Below are 19,820 nucleotides of genomic sequence, written 5' to 3'. Positions count from 1 at the left end.
TTATTCACGGGCGCGTCACGGATTGAACTGCGCAAGGGCTGAAGTGCGATCCTCGCAAATACGAAAAATACGATCCATCCTGGTCAGGGTAAACATATTGCGAATGCCGGGGTTCAGCGCGCACAGTGTCATTTCTCCTTTACCGTTCATCATTTTCATCAGGGAAACCAGCGTTCCCAAACCGCTGCTGTCGATAAAATCGATTTTACTGAAATCAACAATCAGATCGGTGCTATCTTCGCCTATCTCCTGGGCGATTGCCGCCTTAAAGGCTACCGCGACGGAAGCATCCAGCCGACGCACCGCCGGCGTCAGGATCGTCACCGAGGCCTGCCGTTCAGTTTCAATTTTCATCACTGTCCCCTGTACGTTCAATAATCAAGAGTGAAACATCATCGGCCATCGCCTGGGTCTCCTGCGCGTCGCCACTGCGCCAGCGGATCAGGTGCCGGGCAAAACGCGGCAGCAGCGCGGGCAGCGGCTGCGTCACGCTGTCCTGCAGCCACGCTTGCAAGCGCGCCTCGCCAAACTGTTCACCGCTCCGGTTTTCACATTCGGTAATACCGTCGCTGAACAGGCACAGCCGCTCTCCCGGCGCCAGCGAAAAACTGACATCTGCCCACGAGAGATGGTCTATCANNCCCCACCGGCGCCCCGCCGCTGCCGACCGGGCGGACGGTAGCGTCCGGGCTAACGATAAAAGGCGTGGGATGCCCGGCCTGACAGAGTTTGCCCGCGCCGGTCTTCAGGTCGATGACGCCATAGATCAACGTGAAATAGCTGACGATCTCTGTTTCGTCACTGCAAAAACGACCATTGAGGATCGTCACCACCTCGGCCGGCGACGCCGGCTGGTTGTCTGCCGTAAAAAGAAAGCGCTCAACGGCCCTGCCATGCAAAAACTGGCGGGCGACGGCGAGCGACATCATCGCCGCCCCCACGCCGTGTCCGGAGACATCCACGCAGTAAAATCCGAGACGATCGCCCAGCGGGAAGACGTTAAAAATATCCCCCGACNNCCCAGGCCGAGGGCAGGAAAATCCAGTCGGAGAAAAATCCCTGATGGCGCAGCTCATGAGCCGGGAGAACCGACTGTTGAATGCGCGCCGCCAGCTCCAGATCCTGTTCAATCTGTCGCAGCGCTTCGCTCAGCCGCGCATTGCGCGCGGCGAGGTCAGCCTCGAGGGAGAGGATCCGCGCCCCGGCGTGCAGCCGCGCCCGCAGCTCGCTCTGCTCTACCGGTTTGCTGAGAAAATCATCGGCCCCGGCCTCAAACCCCTGCGTTAGATCGCCAGGATCTTCGCGGGCGGTGAGCAATATCAGATAAACGTAGTGACCAAACTGGCGGCGGCGCACTTCCCGGCACAGCGTCAGGCCATTCATCTCCGGCATTTCCCAGTCGCTTATCACCAGGCTGACAGGCTGGTTTTCGAGGATCGCCAGCGCGTCGACGCCGTTTTCCGCCTCACTGACGATATAGCCCCACTGCGTCAACATCCGACTTAGCAGCCGACGATAAACCAGCGAATCTTCAACAATCAGGACGTGCTGTGCCGACATCGCGCCTCCTAAATCGGCAAGAACCAGATAAGGCTGATCGTGCCTTCACGAAACTTGCCGCTGCCGCTGTCATGCCCCGGGTAGCGGGTACCGGCATAGTTGGCATACTGCACAGAGAACGATCCCGGCGTATAGCCCGCGTAGCCAAAGCTGTAACTATAATCGCCATTCCACGGCTGCTGCTGGCTGCTGTCCGGATACCAGAAGGCGGTGGCGCGCACAAAAAAATGCTGCTTAAAGGTATATCCACACCCCCCAAGCAGCACATTTTTGTTTTTGCGGATATCGTTACTCTCCAGATCGTAATAACGCGGCACCCAGCTGTAGCCTGCCTGGCAGATAATGGCGTCGCCTTTGTTAATCAATAGTGCATTTTCCATCGGCTTCGGCAGCGAAAATTTATACGCCAGGGTAAATGCCCCCTGCTCAAAATAGGTGTGACGCTTGCTGCCCGAGGTCCAGAAGTGGTTATCGCCATAGTTACTGTAAACCAGGCTGAAGGTGTTGGCATGCCAGTCGTCGTAACCAAAACTATAGCGAAAATCGGCGGTATAGCGGCTGGTATCAGTCACCGGTAAACGGGATGTCACGTTGGCGAACCAGAAGCTGTAGGGCGAGTATTGCAGGCTGAGGTTCAGCGTCTGATTATATTTTTTCTTCTGTTCTGCGCTGTCTGAGCTGTTGGGGACGGTCATCCACTGCTCTTTTAAACCCGAACTAAAGCTCAGCGCTCCCGAGAATACCTTGTCATTCCCGGAAAAAAGCCGTCCCCAGCGGCTGGTAAACACGCCGGCCTGCACCGGTTCACCATTTTTATCACGCAGCGGTTGTGCGTCGTTCTTCTCTGCTCCTTCCGCACCTGCGATGGCGCACCATAGCGCGCAGGCCAGCATATATTTCTCCCGCATTTGCCCTTCCTTAGTTAGGTATCCAGCGTGCGGCGACGCGGTATTTGGCCATCAGCCACAGAACGCCCAGCGCAGCGGCATGGATCAAGGTGTTCACTATCCACGCCTGGCGCCACAGATCGAAGGTGACCAGCTGGCTTACGGCGAGCACGATGTAAACATGCAAAATAAAGGTGTAGAGCGAACGCTGCCCGAGCGGGATCAGGAACCAGCCTGCCAGCCGGTTAAGGGGGCGCCAGCACCAGGTCAATAGCAGATAAATGGTGACCATCAGACTGATATCATTGAGGATCCGTACCGGACCGAGGCCGTTTTTCGCCGCCCAGGTATGGTAAAAGGCGTTAAAATCCGCCGGCGGGATTACGTGCATCAGCAGCGCGGGCGGCATAAAAGGATTGGTATGATTCTGGGCGACAAACGCAAGGATAAGCGCGATGAACACCAGCGCCGCCAAGGCGACTTTGCCGGGCGGCGTGCGGGCGAAAGAGATCAGTTCCGCTTTGTACCAGCCGCAGCACATGCCCAGCACAAAGATAAATTGCCAGGCCAGCAAGGGAAAGGCGAATTCAAATTCGCAGGGCGTGACCCGTATCGGCCAGCGTTGCCAGCAGCCGTATATCAGCAGCGAGGCGCCCAGTAAGGGGTAGACGTGACCCTTTTGCAGCATTCCCAGAAACAGCGGGCTGAGCAATAACAAAAAAATATAGAGTCCGAGGATCTGCGTCTGATGCGGGCCAATCTGCAGATAGAGGATAATGTTAAACCACGTCTCTTTTATTTGCGGGGTTAGCGGATAGAGCGACCAACTGGTCCCGGAAAAGCGGTCGGTAAAATGAGTGACTTCATAGACATTAATATAAGGCAAATATCTCAGCAAAAGAAAAGAGACAATAATAATAATATTAACCTGATATATTTTCCATGCGCGAAGATAAAGCCCCCAGCTCACCGTCAGTAATACTGCCTTTTGTAATCTGACACGATTTAGCATCCCTAACATGAAGCCGGACAGGATCACAAAGCCCTCGGCACCGGTGGTCAAACCAAATCGTTCCCAGCTGAAAATATTAAATATCGACATCACTTCGGTATGCGCCACCACCATCATCACGAGAGCAATACCGCGCATAAAGTCGATACGCAGGTCGCGATCCCCGGTCAGAGAGTAACGCCAGGGCATTGATTTATGAGTTTCTTTTTGCGAAATCGCTGAAGCAACCTGGCTCATTAGGGATCCTGCCGTCTACCCTGCAACATTTATTACAAATTATTTAGATAGTGTAGAATGGGCTATCTTGCAATGCTCGTTTTATAAATTCCGCCGGCGTGCATCACACTATGTTAAGTCATCCCGGTGACTATCAGTTCGCGCTGTTGAAATTTTTGTGCCACCATCTACACTCACTTTACTGTTATTTATAAGCCCCTGTGCGTTCTGCAGAACGCCCCCAATCGATAACAGACCTGTCATTCAAACCCAGCGCGGAATCAGGATATCCTTGCTATGGATTTTTATTTTTCCCGTTTTGAACATCGCCGACCGCCTGAACCGCTCAGCACCCCGCGCTGGGTGAGAATGATTTGGCAGGTATTAGCTGTGGCCGCCCTGGTGCTTGGCGCTAATTATATTTACTGGCGCTGGACCGCCTCCTTAAACACGGACGCCCTGTGGTATGCGATTCCTCTGGTGCTGGCGGAAACCCTGGCGTGGATTGGCACAGTTCTGTTCACCATTAATTTATGGCAGGAGAAAGATCCTCCGCCAGGGGTCCCCCCGACGGAGATCAACGACTGTCTGCGCGCGGATGAAGCGGTGGAGTCGAGGCCGATTAAAGTCGATCTGTTTATCGCCACCTACTCCGAAGACGTGGAGCTGGTCAGGCTATCGATTCGTGACGCCATGCGGATGACCTATCCTGGTCCGCTCGATTATAAGGTGCATGTCCTTGACGACGGGCGTCGCCCGGAGATGAAGGCGGTCTGCGAGCAGGAGGGGGCGAACTATATCACCCGTCAGAGCAATATCGGCTATAAGGCCGGTAACCTGCGCAACGGGCTGGAACATACCGATGGCGACTTTCTGATCATCTGTGATGCCGATACCCGCGTTTTCCCGACCCTGCTGAGCCACACGCTCGGCTATTTTCGCGATCCGGACGTCGCCTGGGTGCAGACCCCACAATGGTTTTTCGATCTCCCGGAAGGAGAGGATCTGGCGAGCTGGCTGCGGCGTAAAGCAGGCGGCGCAGGCTATGGCGTGGGCTGGCTGGCGCAGAAAATCGTCGGTCCGGTGACCATTGGTCGCGATCCTTTTTTCAACGATCCGCGCATGTTTTACGACGTGATTTTACGGCGCCGCAACTGGGCTAACGCCGCGTTCTGCTGTGGCGCCGCCTCCGTTCACCGACGGGAAGCGGTGATGCAGGCGGCGCTGCGCAGCTACGTCTGGAGCGTTGACGTCGAAATCGCGCGTCATACGCGGGATATTCGTGACCCGGCAACGCGGGAAGCGCTGCAGGACGCCATGCGCCCCCACGTTGCCTTCGATACTGAACTGACGCCCTATAAGTTCCACGTCTCGGAAGATATTTATACCTCAATCCTGCTACACGGCGACGCTGCCCGCCGCTGGCGCTCGGTAATGCACCCGCGGATCGAGTCGAAAATGCTCTCTCCGCAGGATATGCTGACGTGGATGATCCAGCGCTTTAAGTACGCCGCCGGATCGCTGGATATCCTGTTCCATGACAACATCTTCAACCGACGCCGCTTTAAACTCTCGCTGCCGCAAACGCTGATGTACGCGACCACCTTCTGGTCGTATCTGGCCTGCGTGTGGAACACCGTGTTCCTGATCTCGCCTGTTATCTATCTCTTCACCGGCATTCCGCCGGTGTCGGCGTGGTCTACCCCTTTCTATCTGCACTTTTTACCCTTTTTTATTGTCTCCGAACTGGCCTTTATGTTCGGCACCTGGGGCATTTCTGCCTGGGACGGCCGGGCCTCTTACCTCTCCTTTTTCTCGATGAATCTGCGGGCGCTGGACACCGTTTTGCGCGGGGAGCAGATCAAATTTCACGTTACGCCGAAAGAGCGACAGACGGGCCGTTTTCTCTATCTCGTCAAGCCGCAAATTGCCATCGTTTTGCTCACCCTGACGGGGCTGATATGGGGCGGTATTCAGGTGGTGCGCGGTCAGGTTGACGACCCCTCCGGGTACGTCATCAACATTTTCTGGGGCGCGGTGAATATTGCCGCCATGCTGCCACTGATCTTCGCCGCCATGTGGACGCCCCCCGAAGAGCAGGAGGCGAGCCGATGAGGATCCGCGACGCCCTGCTATCCGCGCGCAGCTATCTCACTATCCTCATTGGCTTCCTGCTGGGTTTTGCGATTGTCGTGTGGGTGGAAAAACAAATGCCCGCGCGCGTCGAGAGCAGCGGCGGGATGACGTTGAGCCAGGATTTTCCGCCGCTCCCTCCCCCGCGCGAGCTGACCTTTGACGAGGCGATCTGGGCGCGGGTGGCCTGGCAGTATTATGTCAACAATACCCAGCCAAACGGCCTGGCCAACGCGCACGATGGCGAACCCTGGCTCAGCCTGTGGAGCGTCGGCAGCCATCTTTTCGCCGTGGTCGCCGCAGAGCAGCTGCATATTGTGACCGCCGCCGAAGGTGATGAGCGCATTGCCGCCGCCCTGTTTACCCTCGGTCAACTGCCCCTCAACGCCCAGGGATTGCCCGCCGCTCAGTACCATGCCGACACGCTGCAGATCCTCGGCAACCCGGACTCCTCCGCCATCGGTATGGGACGCCTGCTCACCGCCCTGCAAACCCTGCTCTGGCGCTATCCTCAGCACGCCGCCGCGGTGCGGGATCTGTTTAATCAGTGGCGGGTCGGCGCGCTCATCAGCAACAGCCCCGCCAGCCAGGCCGCGGCGCCGCTGCACCACTGGGCGCTGGCGGCGGATGAACCGCGGGACAGCTTTGGCTACCGGCTGTACGCCAGCCATACGCTGCGGTTGATCGACAGCGCGGCGGGGCTGGCGGTGACCAACCCGCCGCAGGGGCAGCAGATGATCGATATCGACGGCATCATGGTGCCCGACGAGGGGCTGCGCACGCCCTGGGGTCGGCAGCCTTCGCTGATCAGCCTGCCGTACCTGCTCACCGGACTTGAGCTGGGCTTTGACGCGCAGAGTGCGGAGATCGCCTGGCGCATCATGCAAATCCAGCAGCGCCGTCATAGCCTGAGGGTCAGCAAGCCGCCGATCAGCACTGACTACGCCGAGCCCGCGCCGGATTATGCCAGCGCGCTGGCGGACCGGCAGCCGCAGAGCGCCTTCGCCCCACGCAGCACCGCCCCGGAGCAAACGGCGATCACCTCCACCCGCACCGCCTTTGCCTGGTACGCCCTGTTCCGTAATAGCTGGAGCGAGGCGCTGCGCCAGCAGGTGCAGACGCTGCAGGTCCCGGGCAAGGGCTGGCAGCGAGGGTTAAATCTCAACCGCAGCGTCAACGACGTTATTGACGGCGATACCAACGCGATCGTGCTGGAAAGCCTGGCCTACATTTCCCGGGGGCAGATGCTGTGTCTGGCCTGCCTGAGCCCTGCCCCTCTACCCTCGTCCTCAGCAGGAGCAACGCCATGAAGCTGACCTATTTTTCCCGTTTTCCCCTGCTGGCCGGACTCATGGCGCTGTGGCTCTCGCTCTCCGGCGCGCAGGCCGCGACCGGTCTGCCGGCTGCGGAATACGCCCCGCGCAGCGGGGAGCTGACGCCGAGGGAGATGACTATCGCCAGAAACGCCTGGCAATACTTCGTCGCCAACTTTCAGCCCACCACCGGGCTGGTGAATGCGGTAAACAAATACCCCTCCACCACCATGTGGGACAGCGCCTCCTATCTGGCCGCGATGACCGCAGCCCGTGAGTTGGGGATTATTGATAAGGCGGAGTTTGACCGTCGGATGCTGAAGTTTCTCGCCACGTTGAATAAGCTCGATTTATTCCGTAACGAACTGCCCAACAAAGCCTATAACACGATAAGCGGACAAAAGGTTAACTACCAGAACAAGCCGGGTGAAATCGGCTTTTCGGCGCTGGATATCGGCAGAATGCTGATCTGGCTGAAGGTGATCAAGGAGCGCTATCCGGAATACAGCAACAGCATCGATAATGTGGTGCTGGGGTGGGATTTTAGCCATGTGGTCGATCCCTGCGGCACGCTGTACGGGGCGTATCTGGAAAACGGCCAGCCCAAATACGTTCAGGAAGGCCGTCTGGGATACGAGGAGTACGGCGCGGCGGGCTTTCAGCTGTGGGGATTTAACACCTGTCAGGCCAGCCGGCCGCAGCCCTACGAGCTGGCGGAGATTTACTGCGTGCTGGTCCCCTATGATTCGCGCGACCCACGGCAAACCAGCCAGCATAACTATGTGGTCAGTGAATCCTACGTGCTGTATGGCATGGAGTTTGGCTTTGATAACCCTGGTGACCGGAACAACAGCCCGCGCGAGTACTCCCATCCCTGGATGAAAAACTTCGCTGACCGGGTCTACCAGGCCCAGGAGAATCGCTACGCCATCACCGGGATCCTCACCGCCCGCTCCGAGCATCAGCTCGATAAATCCCCGTACTTTGTCTATGACACCGTGTTCAGCGACGGCTTTAACTGGAACACCATAACCGACAAGGGCCAGTTCGTACCGAATAGCGCCGCCGTGTCGCTCAAAGCGGCGATGGGGATGTGGGTGCTGTGGAACTCGCCCTATACCGATCGTCTGCTGGACGCCATTGAAAACGCGAACGAAGCGGGAAAAGGCTATTACGAGGGGTTGTATGAGAACGGCGACGGGCCAATCAATGAGTTTACCGCCAACAACAACGGCATCATGCTGGAAGCACTGCTATTTAAAAAGGAGGGAAAACTGCTGCAGTTTTCCAGCGACAATCCGAAAAACCGCGATTTCGCCCCGTCGCTGTGGGACAAGAAGCTGGTGGATCTCTTTGAACCCAATAACGGCCCGCGCAATCGCCCGTTCCTGAGCAACACCCCCGCCGTCAAAACATGGTGCGAGCAGACCGGGACCACCCAGCGCACCAAACCCGCCTGCCTGGCCTGCCAGTGTGCCGCCTGCAAGGCTGACGAGCCCGTTAAACTTCCGCCGGTGACCGCGCAATGCTTAAAACCATAGCCCGCTGGCTGGCCATCGCCGTCGTCCTTTTTCTTATCGCCCTGGCGCTGTTTTATCGCGAAGGCGCGGGGTGGCGCTGGCTGACCAAAGGCGGCTGGCACACCACTGCCCGCATCAGCAGCCTGACGCCGCAGGAGCGCACGTGGGCGCAGATCGCCTGGCGGTACGTCGAGAACAATACCCAGCCGCAAACCGGCCTGGTCAACGGCAGCGACAAACAGCCCCGCGCAACGCTATGGCAGATGGGCGACACCCTTATCGCCCTGCTCGCCGCCAGAGAGCTGGGGTTGGTAAAGGAAGCGGAATTCGACGCCCGCCTGACGCCCCTGCTCGGCACCCTCAATCGCCTGACGCTGACCGACGGCGGTTCGCCGGGCAGGCTATACTCCACTCAGACGGCGACCCCTGTCGACTTCAGCGGCAAACCGGCGGCCAGCGGCTGGTCAGCAAAAGATATGGCCCGACTGATGCTCGCCCTGCGGCTCACCGCCGAACGCGCGTCGCAGTATGGCGAATACATTGATAAAATTGTCCTGCGCTGGAACTTCTGTCCGGTTATCGATAAAGACGGGGAGCTGTGGTCCGCCTCACTGCAGAACGGTCAGCGGACGATCCGCGAGGAGCTCCGGCTGGGAGACAGTGAATACGCCGCCAGCGCGTTTCGCCTGTGGGGATTTCCGGCCGGCAAGGCCCTCTCCCCCCCGACGCGCCATGTGATTATTTATCAGCGCCGCCTCGCCGTTGACGACCGCGACCCGCGAACCACCTGGCAACCCGTGGTGCTCTCTACACTGCCCGCCATGCTGCCTGGACTGGAGTTCGGCTGGCAGCCGCCCGGCGTGCCGGAGATGGCGCAAAAAGCCATGCGCGAGCGGGCGGAAGGGATATGGCTCAGCCAGAAAACGCGCTGGACGCAGGATAAGGTGCTTACCGCCCGGGCCGATTTTTCGCTTACCCAGGCGCCCTGGCACGTGGAAGACACCGTCTGGGGGAATGGCTACGCCTGGAATACGCTCGGGGACGACGGGAAGTACTACCCCCGGCTGGCGCAGGTGACCACCAAAGCGGTCTTTGTCCTGTGGACGCTGTGGGAAACCGAGTATACCGATGCGCTGATGGCGGTCACTACCCATCTTAACGACCCGCAGCGCGGCTGGTTTGAAGGACGGGTCGAGGCCACCGGCGACGTCAACGCCACTCTCACCCTCTCCACCAACGCCATGGTGCTGGAGGCGCTGTTTTACAAACACAACGCCGGGCCGTTGTTCAAAAACGGCCTCGCGGATGACAACAGCTACTTTGCCCACCGCGCGACGGACGAATTTAACCCGCCCCGCCGCTGCCTGCCGGGCGAACGGGTCATGAGGAGCGCACCATGAAATTTTATCGCGATCTCTTTGAAGCCAGCCTGAATCGCGTCGTACCAGAGCACGACAAACAGCGCTTCTTCCAGGCCTTCTACAGCACCTTTATCCATATGTCACCGGAAACCGAGCAGCACTTCTCCCAACGCTCCGGTGAGGAAGGCCAGCAGATGATCTTTAAGAGCTTTTTCGCCATGCTGGCGGTCAACGGCGACCTCTTTGTACCCGATTTTCTGGAACGGCTGGCGCGAGCGCAGAGCGAGGAAGGCCTGCGTCTACCGCCGCGGTTTTTTGCCCTCTGGCGGGAAGCGATGCTCAAAACCGTCCGCACCTGCGATCCGCTGTGCGATGAGGAGATCCTCACCGCATGGGCAATGGCCATCGCCCCTGGGCTCGAGTATCTGCGCCGCCAGGCGGAGCTCCACTATCAAACTGTTGGCCAGTAATCATGCATGCCGCTAACCGTAACGACCTTAACCTCCTGCCCTCGGCGGTGATGATCTACGATGAGCGCGAACGACTGCAGGCCTGGAATAATAAGGTGGCGCTGTTTTATCCAACGATCGCGCCCTGGCTCGCCGTCGGCGCCTCTCTTGAGAGCCTGGCGGAGAAGTTTATCGATGCCGGATATAACATCGACCCAGGCCGGCAACAGACGCTGCGCGAGGCGATTATCCGCAACTGCCGCCAGACGAACCACTGTGAGGTCCGCCAGTCGGGCAACCGCCGGATTTACGTTCAGCATCAGCGGCTGGCGGATGGCGGGATTGTCAGCCTGCATACCGACATCACCGAGCTTGACGAGGCCCGGCGTTCGCGTCATCAACTGCATGATGACTTTTTATTCACCGCGGAGTCGATCCAGATCGGCATCTGGGACTGGCAGGTCTCCGGCGACAGCCTGCAGGTGAATGACACCCTGCTGGCGATGGTCGGCCAGTCGCGGGCGCAGTGGCGCTTTCCGCTGCGCTTTATGCTCAACCTGGTCCACGAGGACGATCGAGCCACTCTGCAGCAGGCGATGATCGCCTCGCAAAACGAGCACATGCCGGTTTTTGAATGTGAGCTTCGCGTCCAGCACCCGACGCAGGGCTGGCGCTGGATGCTGCTCTCGGGGCAGATCGTCACCCTCAACATGCAGCAGCAGGCAGAGCGGGTGATCGGCACCTTGCAGGATATTACCCGGCGTAAAGCCGCAGAGCTGCTGGCCATTGAGGCGGCGAAGGAGGCCCGCGAGGCGAACGAAGCGAAAAGCGCTTTCCTCGCCAATATGAGCCACGAAATCCGCACCCCGATGAACGGCATTCTCGGCATGACGCAGCTCTGCCTCGACACGCCGCTGACCGCGGAGCAGCGAGAGTACCTGTCGCTGGTGATGAGCTCAGCCCAGTCGCTGCTGCACATTATCAATGACATTCTTGATTTTTCACGCATTGAGTCGGGCAAGATGCAGGTGGACGTAGAGCCGCTGGAGATCCGCCCTTTTGTTCAGTCGCTGATCCGCCCGCATATGCCTGCCGCCAGCGAAAAGGGCATTGAGCTGCTGGTGGATATCTCCCCTGCGGTGCCTGAGGTGCTGATCGTCGATGGCCCCCGGCTGCGGCAAATCCTGACCAACCTGCTGGGTAATGCTCTGAAGTTCACTCATCAGGGGGAGGTCCTGCTGGCGATAGCGCCGGCCGAGGACGACAACCGCTGGCGCTTTCGCATTCGCGATACCGGCATCGGCATTGCCCCGGAGAAGCAAAAGGCGATCTTCGAGGCCTTCAGCCAGGCCGATAGCTCCACCACCCGTCGCTACGGCGGCACCGGACTGGGGTTAACCATTTCGGCCCGCCTGGTCAGCCTGATGGGCGGTGAGCTGACGGTGGAGAGCCAGCCTGGGGCAGGCAGCGAATTTGCCTTCACCCTGCCGCTGGAAGGCCTGAACGCCGCAGCCTCCGGTAGCGCCCCGCTGAGCCGCTTCAACCACCAGCGGGTGCTGGTGGTTGACGACAACAGCACCAACCTGCGCCTGCTTGACGCCATGCTTCGCCAGATGGGACTGATGCCAACCTGCGTGAACAACGCTGGCGAGGCGCTACGCCGGGCCGCCGAAGGCCCGCCATGGCCGCTGATCCTGCTGGACGCGCAGATGCCGGATATGGACGGCGTATCCCTGGCGCTGGAGCTCTCCGCTTTGCCTGAAGCCCGGCAAAGCCAGATTGTTATGCTCAGCTCCATGAGCCGTCATTTTGACGCCAATATGCTTAAGCGCATCGGCATTGCCCACTATCTGCATAAACCGGTGGCACAGCGCGAACTGCATCAGGTTATCGCCGGCATTCTGGTGCCCACGCCGGTGGTGACGATAACGCCTGCCCCCGTTGCGCAACCGGTCAGGGACCAGACCGGGCTAAATATCCTGCTCGCCGAGGACAACCTGGTAAACCAGAAGGTCGCCAGACGGCTGCTGGAGCAGTTGGGTCACCGCTGCGAGGTAGTGAACAACGGTCGGGAAGCGCTGGAGCGCTGGCGCGCAGCCTGCTGGGATCTTCTGCTGATCGATCTGCAAATGCCGGAGATGGACGGTGAAACCGCCATCCGCCTGCTGCGGGAAGAGACCCAGGCGCTGGGCAGGCAACATCAGCCCGCGATTGCCATGACCGCCCACGCTATGCAGGGCGATAGAGAACGCTGTCTGGCGATGGGTTTTGACGGCTATATCGCCAAGCCGGTGAGCCAGGAGGCGCTACGGGAAGCCATCGCCCGCGTCGGCGCGGCGGAAGATAGCGCGCCGGAGGAAGAGGAAGGCCTGCCGGACGAAGCCCGCCTGCTGAAACAGTGCGCCGACGATCCTGAGCTTGTCGAGGAGTTGCTGGGACTCTTCGCTGCAGGACTTAATGCTGCGGCCGCCGCCCTCAACCACGCCATTGACGCCAATGACCGGGAGACATGGCGCCGCGCCGCCCACAAGCTGCGCGGCGAGGCGGCCACCCTTGGTTTTCAATACCTTGCCAGTGTGCTCCAGCGGCTGGAGAGCCAGGCGGCCTCGCCAGACCAAAGCGTGCCGGGCGACCTGCGCGACGCGCTGACCGAGGCGATCGCGGGCTGCCACCTGTGGCTGCGCCGCAGAACGCAGGAGGTTCCCCATGATCGCTAGACGTCTTCTGCTGCTGGTCATTTGCCTGCCGCTGGCGCACGCCGGTTCTGCGCCGGTGACCTGGTCACTGGCCGGACAATGGCGGGTGCATGACGCCAACGACAGCGCCTTCGCCGGCGCGCAGGCTTCGGACGGCGACTGGCGCACGCTGCGGGTACCGGCAAACTGGTACAGCGCCGGATACGATCATCAGGGCGCCCTGTGGTATCGCCATCAATTTACCCTGCATGGCCTGACGCCGGACGCCATGGCTACGCTGGTGTTTGACGGCGTCGATTACTTTGCCGAGGTGGCGCTCAACGGCAAGACGCTGACCCGGCACGAAGGCTATTTTCAGCGCTTCCCGGTGGACATCACCGGGGCCGTTCGCCGCCATAATCAGCTCGCCGTGCGGGTCGACAGCCCCTATGAAGACCCGCAAAAGATCTGGCCGCTGCACAAGACGCTGATGAAAGGGATCCTCAATCAGCACGATACCCGTCCGGGCGGCGCCTGGTCGGTTCAGGGGCAGGATGCCAACTCCGGGGGGATCTGGGCGCCGGTGAAGCTCCATCTGAGCCGCGGCGTCACTATCGACGAGGTGATCCTGCGCCCGGACTGGCGACAGGGGCTGGAGAAGCCCATGCTGCGTGCCGAAATCCGCTATCGGGCCGTGACGCCCGGCCCCGTCACGCTGCGCCTGACGGCCACCCCGGACAATTTTTCCGGCCCGCCTTTTCAGCAGGCCTTTGCGGTCACCCTGGAGAATACCGCAGGCACTCTGCGCGTCTCGCTGCCCATGCCCTCGGCAAAGCTCTGGTGGCCGGTGGGCACAAGTAAACCGAACCTGTACCGCGTGCGCGCCACCCTCGTGGATAAGCGGGGGATCATGGATACCGCCGTCACCCGCACCGGATTACGTAAGGTGGAAGCGCTGGCGGATAATCAGGGCTGGCGCATCAATGACAGACGGCTGTTCATCAAGGGCAGCAACTATATTGGCTCGCCGTGGCTGAGCACCATGACGCGGAAAAAGTATCTCCGGGATTTCAGACTGGTCACGGCGATGAACGCCAACGCCATCCGCGTTCATGGCCACGTGGCGGGCCGCGCGCTGTATGAGGTGGCCGATGAGATGGGACTCATGATTTGGCAGGATGTCCCGCTGCAGTGGGGTTATGATGATAGCGCCGCCTTCGCCGATAACGCCGTGCGCCAGACCCGGGCGATGATGGACCAGTTCGGCAATTCGCCGGCGATTATTGTCTGGGGCGGTCACAACGAGCCGCCGTGGAACTCGCCGTGGATGGAGAAACGCTTCCCCGACTGGCGTAAAACCTTAAACCAGACCCTGACGCAGCGGGTGGGCGATGCGCTGGCGGAAGACACCTCCCGCATCGTGCATCGCTTTTCCGCTGTCGAAGAGCACTACTGGGCAGGGTGGTATTTCGGCACCCTGCGCGACCTGCTCGCCCCGGCGAAAACCGGGATTATTACCGAGTTTGGCGCCCAGGCGCTGCCCCGCCTCTCCACCCTGAAGACCATTATCCCGGCCCGTCTGCTGTGGCCGAAAACCACCGCCGCCGACGATCCCGGCTGGGTGCGATGGAAGTACCATAATTTTCAGCCTTTCCAGACCTTTAAATTCGCCGGGATTCCGCGAGGCAACAATATTCAGGAGATGATTGAAAACACCCAGGCGTATCAGGCCAGGCTGGTGGCCCTGGCGGCGGAGAGCTATCGTCGCCAGCGTTATCAGCCGGTGACCGCCTTGTTCCAGTTTATGTTTGTCGAGACATGGCCCTCCATCAACTGGGGGGTGGTGGATTATCTGCGCCAGCCAAAGGCGGGTTACTATGCCCTGCAGCGAGCCTATCAGCCGATCCTGCCGTCCATCGAGCCGGTGACCGCCAGCTGGCGTCAGGGTAGCCCGGCGACGGTGCGCCTGTGGGCGATTAACGATACCTGGACAGCCTGCGAGGATTGTCGCCTGACCTGGCAGGTCAGGCAAAATGGTCGGATACTGACTCAGGGGGAAACCACGCGGACCCTGCCGCCCGACGCCGGCCAGATGGTCAGGGAGCTGACCGTCACCCCCGCCGGCCAGCAGCCCGTGACGATCGTCTACCGTATTGACAACCGTCGCGGCAAACGCGTGGGGGCTAACCAGCATAGCGAACCCGTCGCCGCGGCCCAGGCAGCGAAATGAAGGAGGCTTCCCGCTGAGCCGCGATCAGTCGTGGATTTTCACCCCCAGACAACCGCGAACGAATTGAGGGTTAAAGTGTTTTACCGCTTCGCCGACATAGCCTAAATCCAGAGCGCTGATTTGCGCCATTTCGCGCGCGGTGAGCGAGAAATCCCAGATGGCAAAGTTCTCTTCAATACGCTCCTGGCGGGTGGATTTTGGAATGACCGTGACGCCACGCTGCACGTTCCAGCGCAGGATAACCTGCGCAATGGTTTTATGATGGGCATCGGCAATCTCCTGCAGCGTTGCCTCTTCATACGGGTTATGTCTGCCGCCGCCTAACGGCGCCCAGGCTTCCGGCTGAACGTGATAGTGCTTCATGGTTTCCAGCGCCGCGGGCTGGGCGAAATAAGGATGCAGTTCGACCTGGTTCACCATCGGCTTAATTCTGACGGTTTCGCAGAAGTTCGCTAACACATGGGCGTAGAAATTGGACACGCCAATCGCTTTCAGGATACCGGCCTCATAAGCCTCCTCCAGCGCGCGCCAGGCGCTGAAATAATCGCCCATCGCCTGATGCAACAGATAAAGATCGAAGTATTCCAGCCCGGATTTTTTTAAGGACGCGGCGATACCGGCTTTCGCCATCCCGGCGTTGGCCATGTCCTGAACCCACAGTTTGGAGGTGATAAATAGCGCCTCGCGGGTACACAGACCTTCGGCGATGGCTTCGCGAACGGCCTCCCCCACCGCATCTTCATTATCGTAGACGGCAGCGGTATCGATAAGGCGATAGCCGGTACGAATAGCGTTCAGCACCGCCCGCTTACACTCTGCTTTATCGGTCACCTTAAAAACGCCAAAACCCAGCATCGGCATTTTACGGTTGTTACTTAATACACAATATTCCACGGTGCAGTCTCAGTTTGTTAAAAATTTCATGATAGACCAGAAACATCGCCGCGATTACCCCGTCATTTGTGATTTGACTTATGCATCCAGCTCATTAATCGCAGTGCGCTGATATCTCCTGTGTTTGACAGAAAGCAGGAAGCTCCCCCCTGCCGCGCCCAAAAGTAACAGACCGCTCAGAGCAAAAGTGCTGCGCCATCCCAGACTATCAAACACCAGGCCTCCTGCCGTTGACCCGAGGGCAATCGATAGTTGGATCACGGCGACCATCAGACCACCGCCCGTCTCCGCATCCTCGGGCAGCGTCCGCGCAATCCATGTCCACCAGCCGGTGGGCGCTGCCGTCGCCAGCAGGCCCCACAGGCTTAACAGTACGGCGACTGAACCTGTGTGGTGCCCGGCCAGCAGAAGCGTTCCGGCAATCGCGGCCATTAACAAAGGGATAGCCACCAGTGTCGGATAAAACCGGGCGTTCAGAACGGTCGTAATAAGCAGCGTGCCGACAAAACCGGCGGCGCCAATCGCCAGTAATATCAGGGAGAGGCCAGAAGGCTTGACTCGAGTCACTATCTCCAGAAACGGTCGCACATAGGTAAATAAGGTAAACTGCCCCATAAAGAACAGCCCGCAGGCCAACAATCCAAGGGATACCGTCGAGCGACGGAACAGACGCAGCACGGTTCCCTGCCGCTCTGGTGCGCGCTGACTTTTCATCGATGGCAGGCTAACGCATTGCCAGATGAAGGCTACCATCGCCAGCGGGACGAGACATAAAAAGGCGCCGCGCCAGCCGACGGTGGCCCCCAGGTAGCTGCCCAGCGGGGCCGCGACGACCGTGGCCAATGCGTTACCACCGTTAAAAATGGCCAGCGCGCGGGGAACCTGGCGTTGCGGCACCAGCCGAATGGCCGTTGCTGCCGACAATGACCAGAATCCGCCAATGACGATCCCGATGAGCGCCCTGCCCAGCATATAAACCGGAAAACTGGACGCCTGGGCAATCATCAATCCTGAGGCCGCCATCAGCGCCGTGAGCCCCAGCAGCAGCCATTTACGGTCCAGCGACCCGGTAAGACGGGAAATCGTCAGGCTGGTCAGTACCGCCAGCGCGCCAGAAAGCGCGATCCCCTGGCCTGCTAATCCCTCGGTAATGTGTAAATCACCCGCGATGGGTGTCAACAGACTGACCGGCATAAACTCTGAGGCAATGAGCACAAATACGCAGAGCGTCATCGCCAGGACGCCGCTCCAGTATGCGCGGGTGTTATGTAATCCAGACATTATTTATCTCCGACAAAACAAAGCCGCCAGCAGGCGGCTTTGGGGATGTCTCCGGCACAGGAGAGCGATTACAGGTTGGTTTCGAAAAACTGCGCGAACGTAGCAAAGGGAATTTTGCCCGCGGCGTTGTCATAGAGGTCGACATGGTTTGCCCCAGGGACAATCACCAGCGCTTTCTCTTTGCTGCCGATCGCCTTGAAAGCATCTTCGGCAAAATAGCGTGAATGGGCTTGTTCGCCGGTCACAATAAGCGTCGGAATAGTCACTTCGCTGGCGTAACTCAGCAGCGGCATATTCATAAACGACAGCGGCATCGTCGCATTCCATGCCCCGGTTGAATTAACCGAACGCGCATGGAAACCTCGCGGCATACGGTAATAATCGAAGAACTCTTTCAGCACCGGGTTGGGGTTGGCGGGCAAGGTTTCCGGCAAAATACGAGCGGCAGCGCTGACGTTGCCTTTATCATCAACATATATGTCATGCCCACCTGGGGCGAAAGTGCCGTTTGCCGCATCCTTCCAGCGCTGCGCGTTCAAGTACTGCAGTACCGCTCGGCGGTCGGCTGTCGTGTAGCGGTCTTTGCCATCGCCTACCCCATGACCCATCGCGCGGCTCATGTCATACATGACGCTGGTCGCCACCGCTTTGACGCGTGTATCCATCGCCGCGTCGTTTAGGGCCATACCACCCCAGCCGCAAATGCCGAGCAAACCGATACGGTTGCGATCCACCTCTTTTTGCAGGCCCAGAAAGTCCACCGCGGCACTGAAATCCTCGGTATTGATATCCGGTGAGGCCACGTTGCGTGGGTAGCCACCGCTTTCGCCCGTATAGGATGGGTCAAACGCCAGGGTGACAAACCCCTGTTCGGCCAGCGTCTGGGCATACAGGCCGCTGGACTGCTCTTTTACCGCGCCGAAGGGACCGCTCACGGCAATAGCTGCCAGTTTGCGTTCACCGCGATCCTTCGGCAGGTAGAGATCTCCAACTAAGGTAATCCCGTAGCGGTTCTGAAAGGTCACCTTACGGTGATCCACTTTTGCGCTCTCCGGGAATGTTTTATCCCATTGTTCAATCAATGAAACAGGTGCGTTCGGGTTAGTTGTATCAGCATAACTCATCGTTGTGGCTCCACTTAATAAGGCGCATAGCAGCATGGCGGGTATCGTGGCTGTCATTTTTTTGCTGAAAACCGTCATTAAATCCCCCTAAATAAACGTGTAAAAACCAGTCTCCAGAGGACAACGCTGCTGGGCTTTGTTGTCATGCGCTTATTGTAGCTAGCAATAAAAGTGCTTATTAGAGGCTAAAAAATGCTAAGATTAATACCATTTAGTTCTAAATAGCGCGATTGTTACGAGGCGGAAGATGGCGAAACGGGAAAACTATAATGACCTCTACCTGTTTATGCAGGTGGTGCGGGAAGGCAGTTTTACCGCCGCAGCGCAACGACTGGGTCTGGCGCAGTCCGGGATCAGCCGTGCGGTTCGCGAACTCGAAGAGCGGCTGGGCGTTCAGCTTCTGGTGCGCACCACCCGCCGGTTGTCGCTCACTCAGGCGGGTGAGCAGCTCTATCACAATGTCGAATCCGGTTTCGACGCCTTAGATATGGGACTCGCCACGCTGGCCCATTATCGGCAAACACCGTCCGGTACGGTTCGCATCAATGCCAGCCAGCACGCTATTGATAAAGTTCTGCTGCCTAAGCTGGCGATATTTAAACAACGCTATCCCGATATCCGCCTGGAACTGATCACCGAAAGCCGGTTCGTCGATATTATTGCGGAGCGTTTCGATGCGGGCGTGCGTCTGGGCCCGGAAGTGGGGAGTGGCATGATTGCGGTACGTATTTCGCCCGATATGGAGATGGCGGTTGTCGGAACCCCGGAGCATTTTCGTCGCTACGGCTTTCCGCAAACCCCTGCCGATTTAACCGGTCATCCCTGCATCGCCTATCAGTTCGGCGACGGCAGCCTTTACGCCTGGGAACTTAACGTGGATGGCAAAAAAATCACTCATCCGCCGCAGGGACAGTGGGCTTTCGCCGATAGCTATATGGAAGCCAAAGCGGCCAGGCTCGGTCTGGGGCTGGCCTATGTCCCGGAAGAACTCATTACCGACGATCTAGCGCAGGGCACGCTTATCCGGGTGCTCCAGCGTTATAGCCAGCGTCTGGAAGGTTCATTTCTCTATTACCCGCACCGCAATGTATCGCCCGCGCTGAGAGCGGTCATTGATACATTGCGAATGTAGTAGAGGATGCCTGGATCGTGTTTAGAACTGTGG

Annotated in this window: 14 protein-coding genes and 1 pseudogene; 8 read left to right on the top strand and 7 right to left on the bottom strand. The window is 58.9% G+C overall.

Features of this window, described 5'->3' with window-relative positions:
* Positions 1–15 precede the first annotated feature (15 nt).
* The 4 genes and pseudogenes from KHQ24_RS07640 to opgC form a co-directional block, all read right to left on the bottom strand.
* Positions 16–354, bottom strand: coding sequence for an STAS domain-containing protein (locus tag KHQ24_RS07640; RefSeq protein ID WP_004183770.1), 339 nt, complete (start codon positions 352–354; stop codon positions 16–18).
* A pseudogene (locus KHQ24_RS07635) lies at positions 344–1,560 on the bottom strand (PP2C family protein-serine/threonine phosphatase). Before KHQ24_RS07635 ends, KHQ24_RS07640 begins: the two are co-directional and overlap by 11 nt.
* A gap of 8 nt (positions 1,561–1,568) precedes the next feature.
* The gene (locus KHQ24_RS07630; protein ID WP_048294582.1) at positions 1,569–2,468 is read right to left on the bottom strand and encodes a hypothetical protein; all 900 of its coding nucleotides are present in this window, start codon (positions 2,466–2,468) and stop codon (positions 1,569–1,571) included.
* 10 nt (positions 2,469–2,478) lie between these two features.
* Positions 2,479–3,696 (bottom strand): OpgC domain-containing protein, encoded by a 1,218-nt coding sequence (opgC, locus tag KHQ24_RS07625; protein ID WP_065904036.1) that lies wholly within the window; start codon positions 3,694–3,696, stop codon positions 2,479–2,481.
* A gap of 276 nt (positions 3,697–3,972) precedes the next feature.
* Between opgC and KHQ24_RS07620 the strand changes: the two genes are divergently transcribed.
* The 7 genes from KHQ24_RS07620 to KHQ24_RS07590 are packed head-to-tail and all read left to right on the top strand — an operon-like array spanning position 3,973 to position 15,356.
* Positions 3,973–5,790, top strand: coding sequence for a glycosyltransferase (locus KHQ24_RS07620; protein WP_109938606.1), 1,818 nt, complete (start codon positions 3,973–3,975; stop codon positions 5,788–5,790).
* Complete coding sequence (locus KHQ24_RS07615) at positions 5,787–7,118, top strand: DUF3131 domain-containing protein (RefSeq protein WP_208692755.1); 1,332 nt, start codon at positions 5,787–5,789, stop codon at positions 7,116–7,118. The genes KHQ24_RS07620 and KHQ24_RS07615 overlap by 4 nt, the downstream gene beginning before the upstream one ends.
* Positions 7,115–8,662, top strand: coding sequence for a DUF3131 domain-containing protein (locus tag KHQ24_RS07610; RefSeq protein ID WP_049116265.1), 1,548 nt, complete (start codon positions 7,115–7,117; stop codon positions 8,660–8,662). Before KHQ24_RS07615 ends, KHQ24_RS07610 begins: the two co-directional genes overlap by 4 nt.
* On the top strand, positions 8,647–10,041 hold the full coding sequence (locus tag KHQ24_RS07605; protein WP_109938604.1) for a DUF3131 domain-containing protein: 1,395 nt from the start codon (positions 8,647–8,649) through the stop codon (positions 10,039–10,041). Before KHQ24_RS07610 ends, KHQ24_RS07605 begins: the two co-directional genes overlap by 16 nt.
* Positions 10,038–10,472, top strand: coding sequence for a globin (locus KHQ24_RS07600; RefSeq protein WP_109938603.1), 435 nt, complete (start codon positions 10,038–10,040; stop codon positions 10,470–10,472). The genes KHQ24_RS07605 and KHQ24_RS07600 overlap by 4 nt, the downstream gene beginning before the upstream one ends.
* 2 nt (positions 10,473–10,474) lie before the next feature.
* Positions 10,475–13,168, top strand: coding sequence for a hybrid sensor histidine kinase/response regulator (locus KHQ24_RS07595; RefSeq protein ID WP_211777204.1), 2,694 nt, complete (start codon positions 10,475–10,477; stop codon positions 13,166–13,168).
* Entirely contained in the window at positions 13,158–15,356 is a 2,199-nt protein-coding gene (locus KHQ24_RS07590) for a glycoside hydrolase family 2 protein (protein WP_211777203.1), read from the top strand. Before KHQ24_RS07595 ends, KHQ24_RS07590 begins: the two co-directional genes overlap by 11 nt.
* Positions 15,357–15,380: 24 nt before the next feature.
* Here KHQ24_RS07590 and KHQ24_RS07585 read toward each other — a convergent pair whose 3' ends face one another.
* The 3 genes from KHQ24_RS07585 to KHQ24_RS07575 all read right to left on the bottom strand — a co-directional run bounded on the left by KHQ24_RS07585 (position 15,381) and on the right by KHQ24_RS07575 (position 18,733).
* Complete coding sequence (locus KHQ24_RS07585; protein ID WP_017898781.1) at positions 15,381–16,250, bottom strand: aldo/keto reductase; 870 nt, start codon at positions 16,248–16,250, stop codon at positions 15,381–15,383.
* 78 nt (positions 16,251–16,328) lie between these two features.
* A complete protein-coding gene (locus tag KHQ24_RS07580) occupies positions 16,329–17,531 on the bottom strand; it encodes an MFS transporter (RefSeq protein ID WP_194417657.1) in 1,203 nt (400 codons plus the stop codon).
* A gap of 68 nt (positions 17,532–17,599) precedes the next feature.
* Positions 17,600–18,733 (bottom strand): alpha/beta hydrolase, encoded by a 1,134-nt coding sequence (locus KHQ24_RS07575; protein ID WP_043521183.1) that lies wholly within the window; start codon positions 18,731–18,733, stop codon positions 17,600–17,602.
* A gap of 169 nt (positions 18,734–18,902) precedes the next feature.
* On the opposite strand from KHQ24_RS07575, the gene KHQ24_RS07570 reads away from it, so the two are divergent.
* Entirely contained in the window at positions 18,903–19,787 is an 885-nt protein-coding gene (locus tag KHQ24_RS07570; RefSeq protein WP_094311602.1) for a LysR family transcriptional regulator, read from the top strand.
* Positions 19,788–19,820: the final 33 nt, after the last annotated feature.

This window comes from Klebsiella sp. 54 (assembly GCF_018223875.1).
Classification (GTDB): Bacteria; Pseudomonadota; Gammaproteobacteria; order Enterobacterales; family Enterobacteriaceae; genus Klebsiella; species Klebsiella quasipneumoniae.
This window is presented reverse-complemented; position numbering and strand designations above follow the sequence as displayed.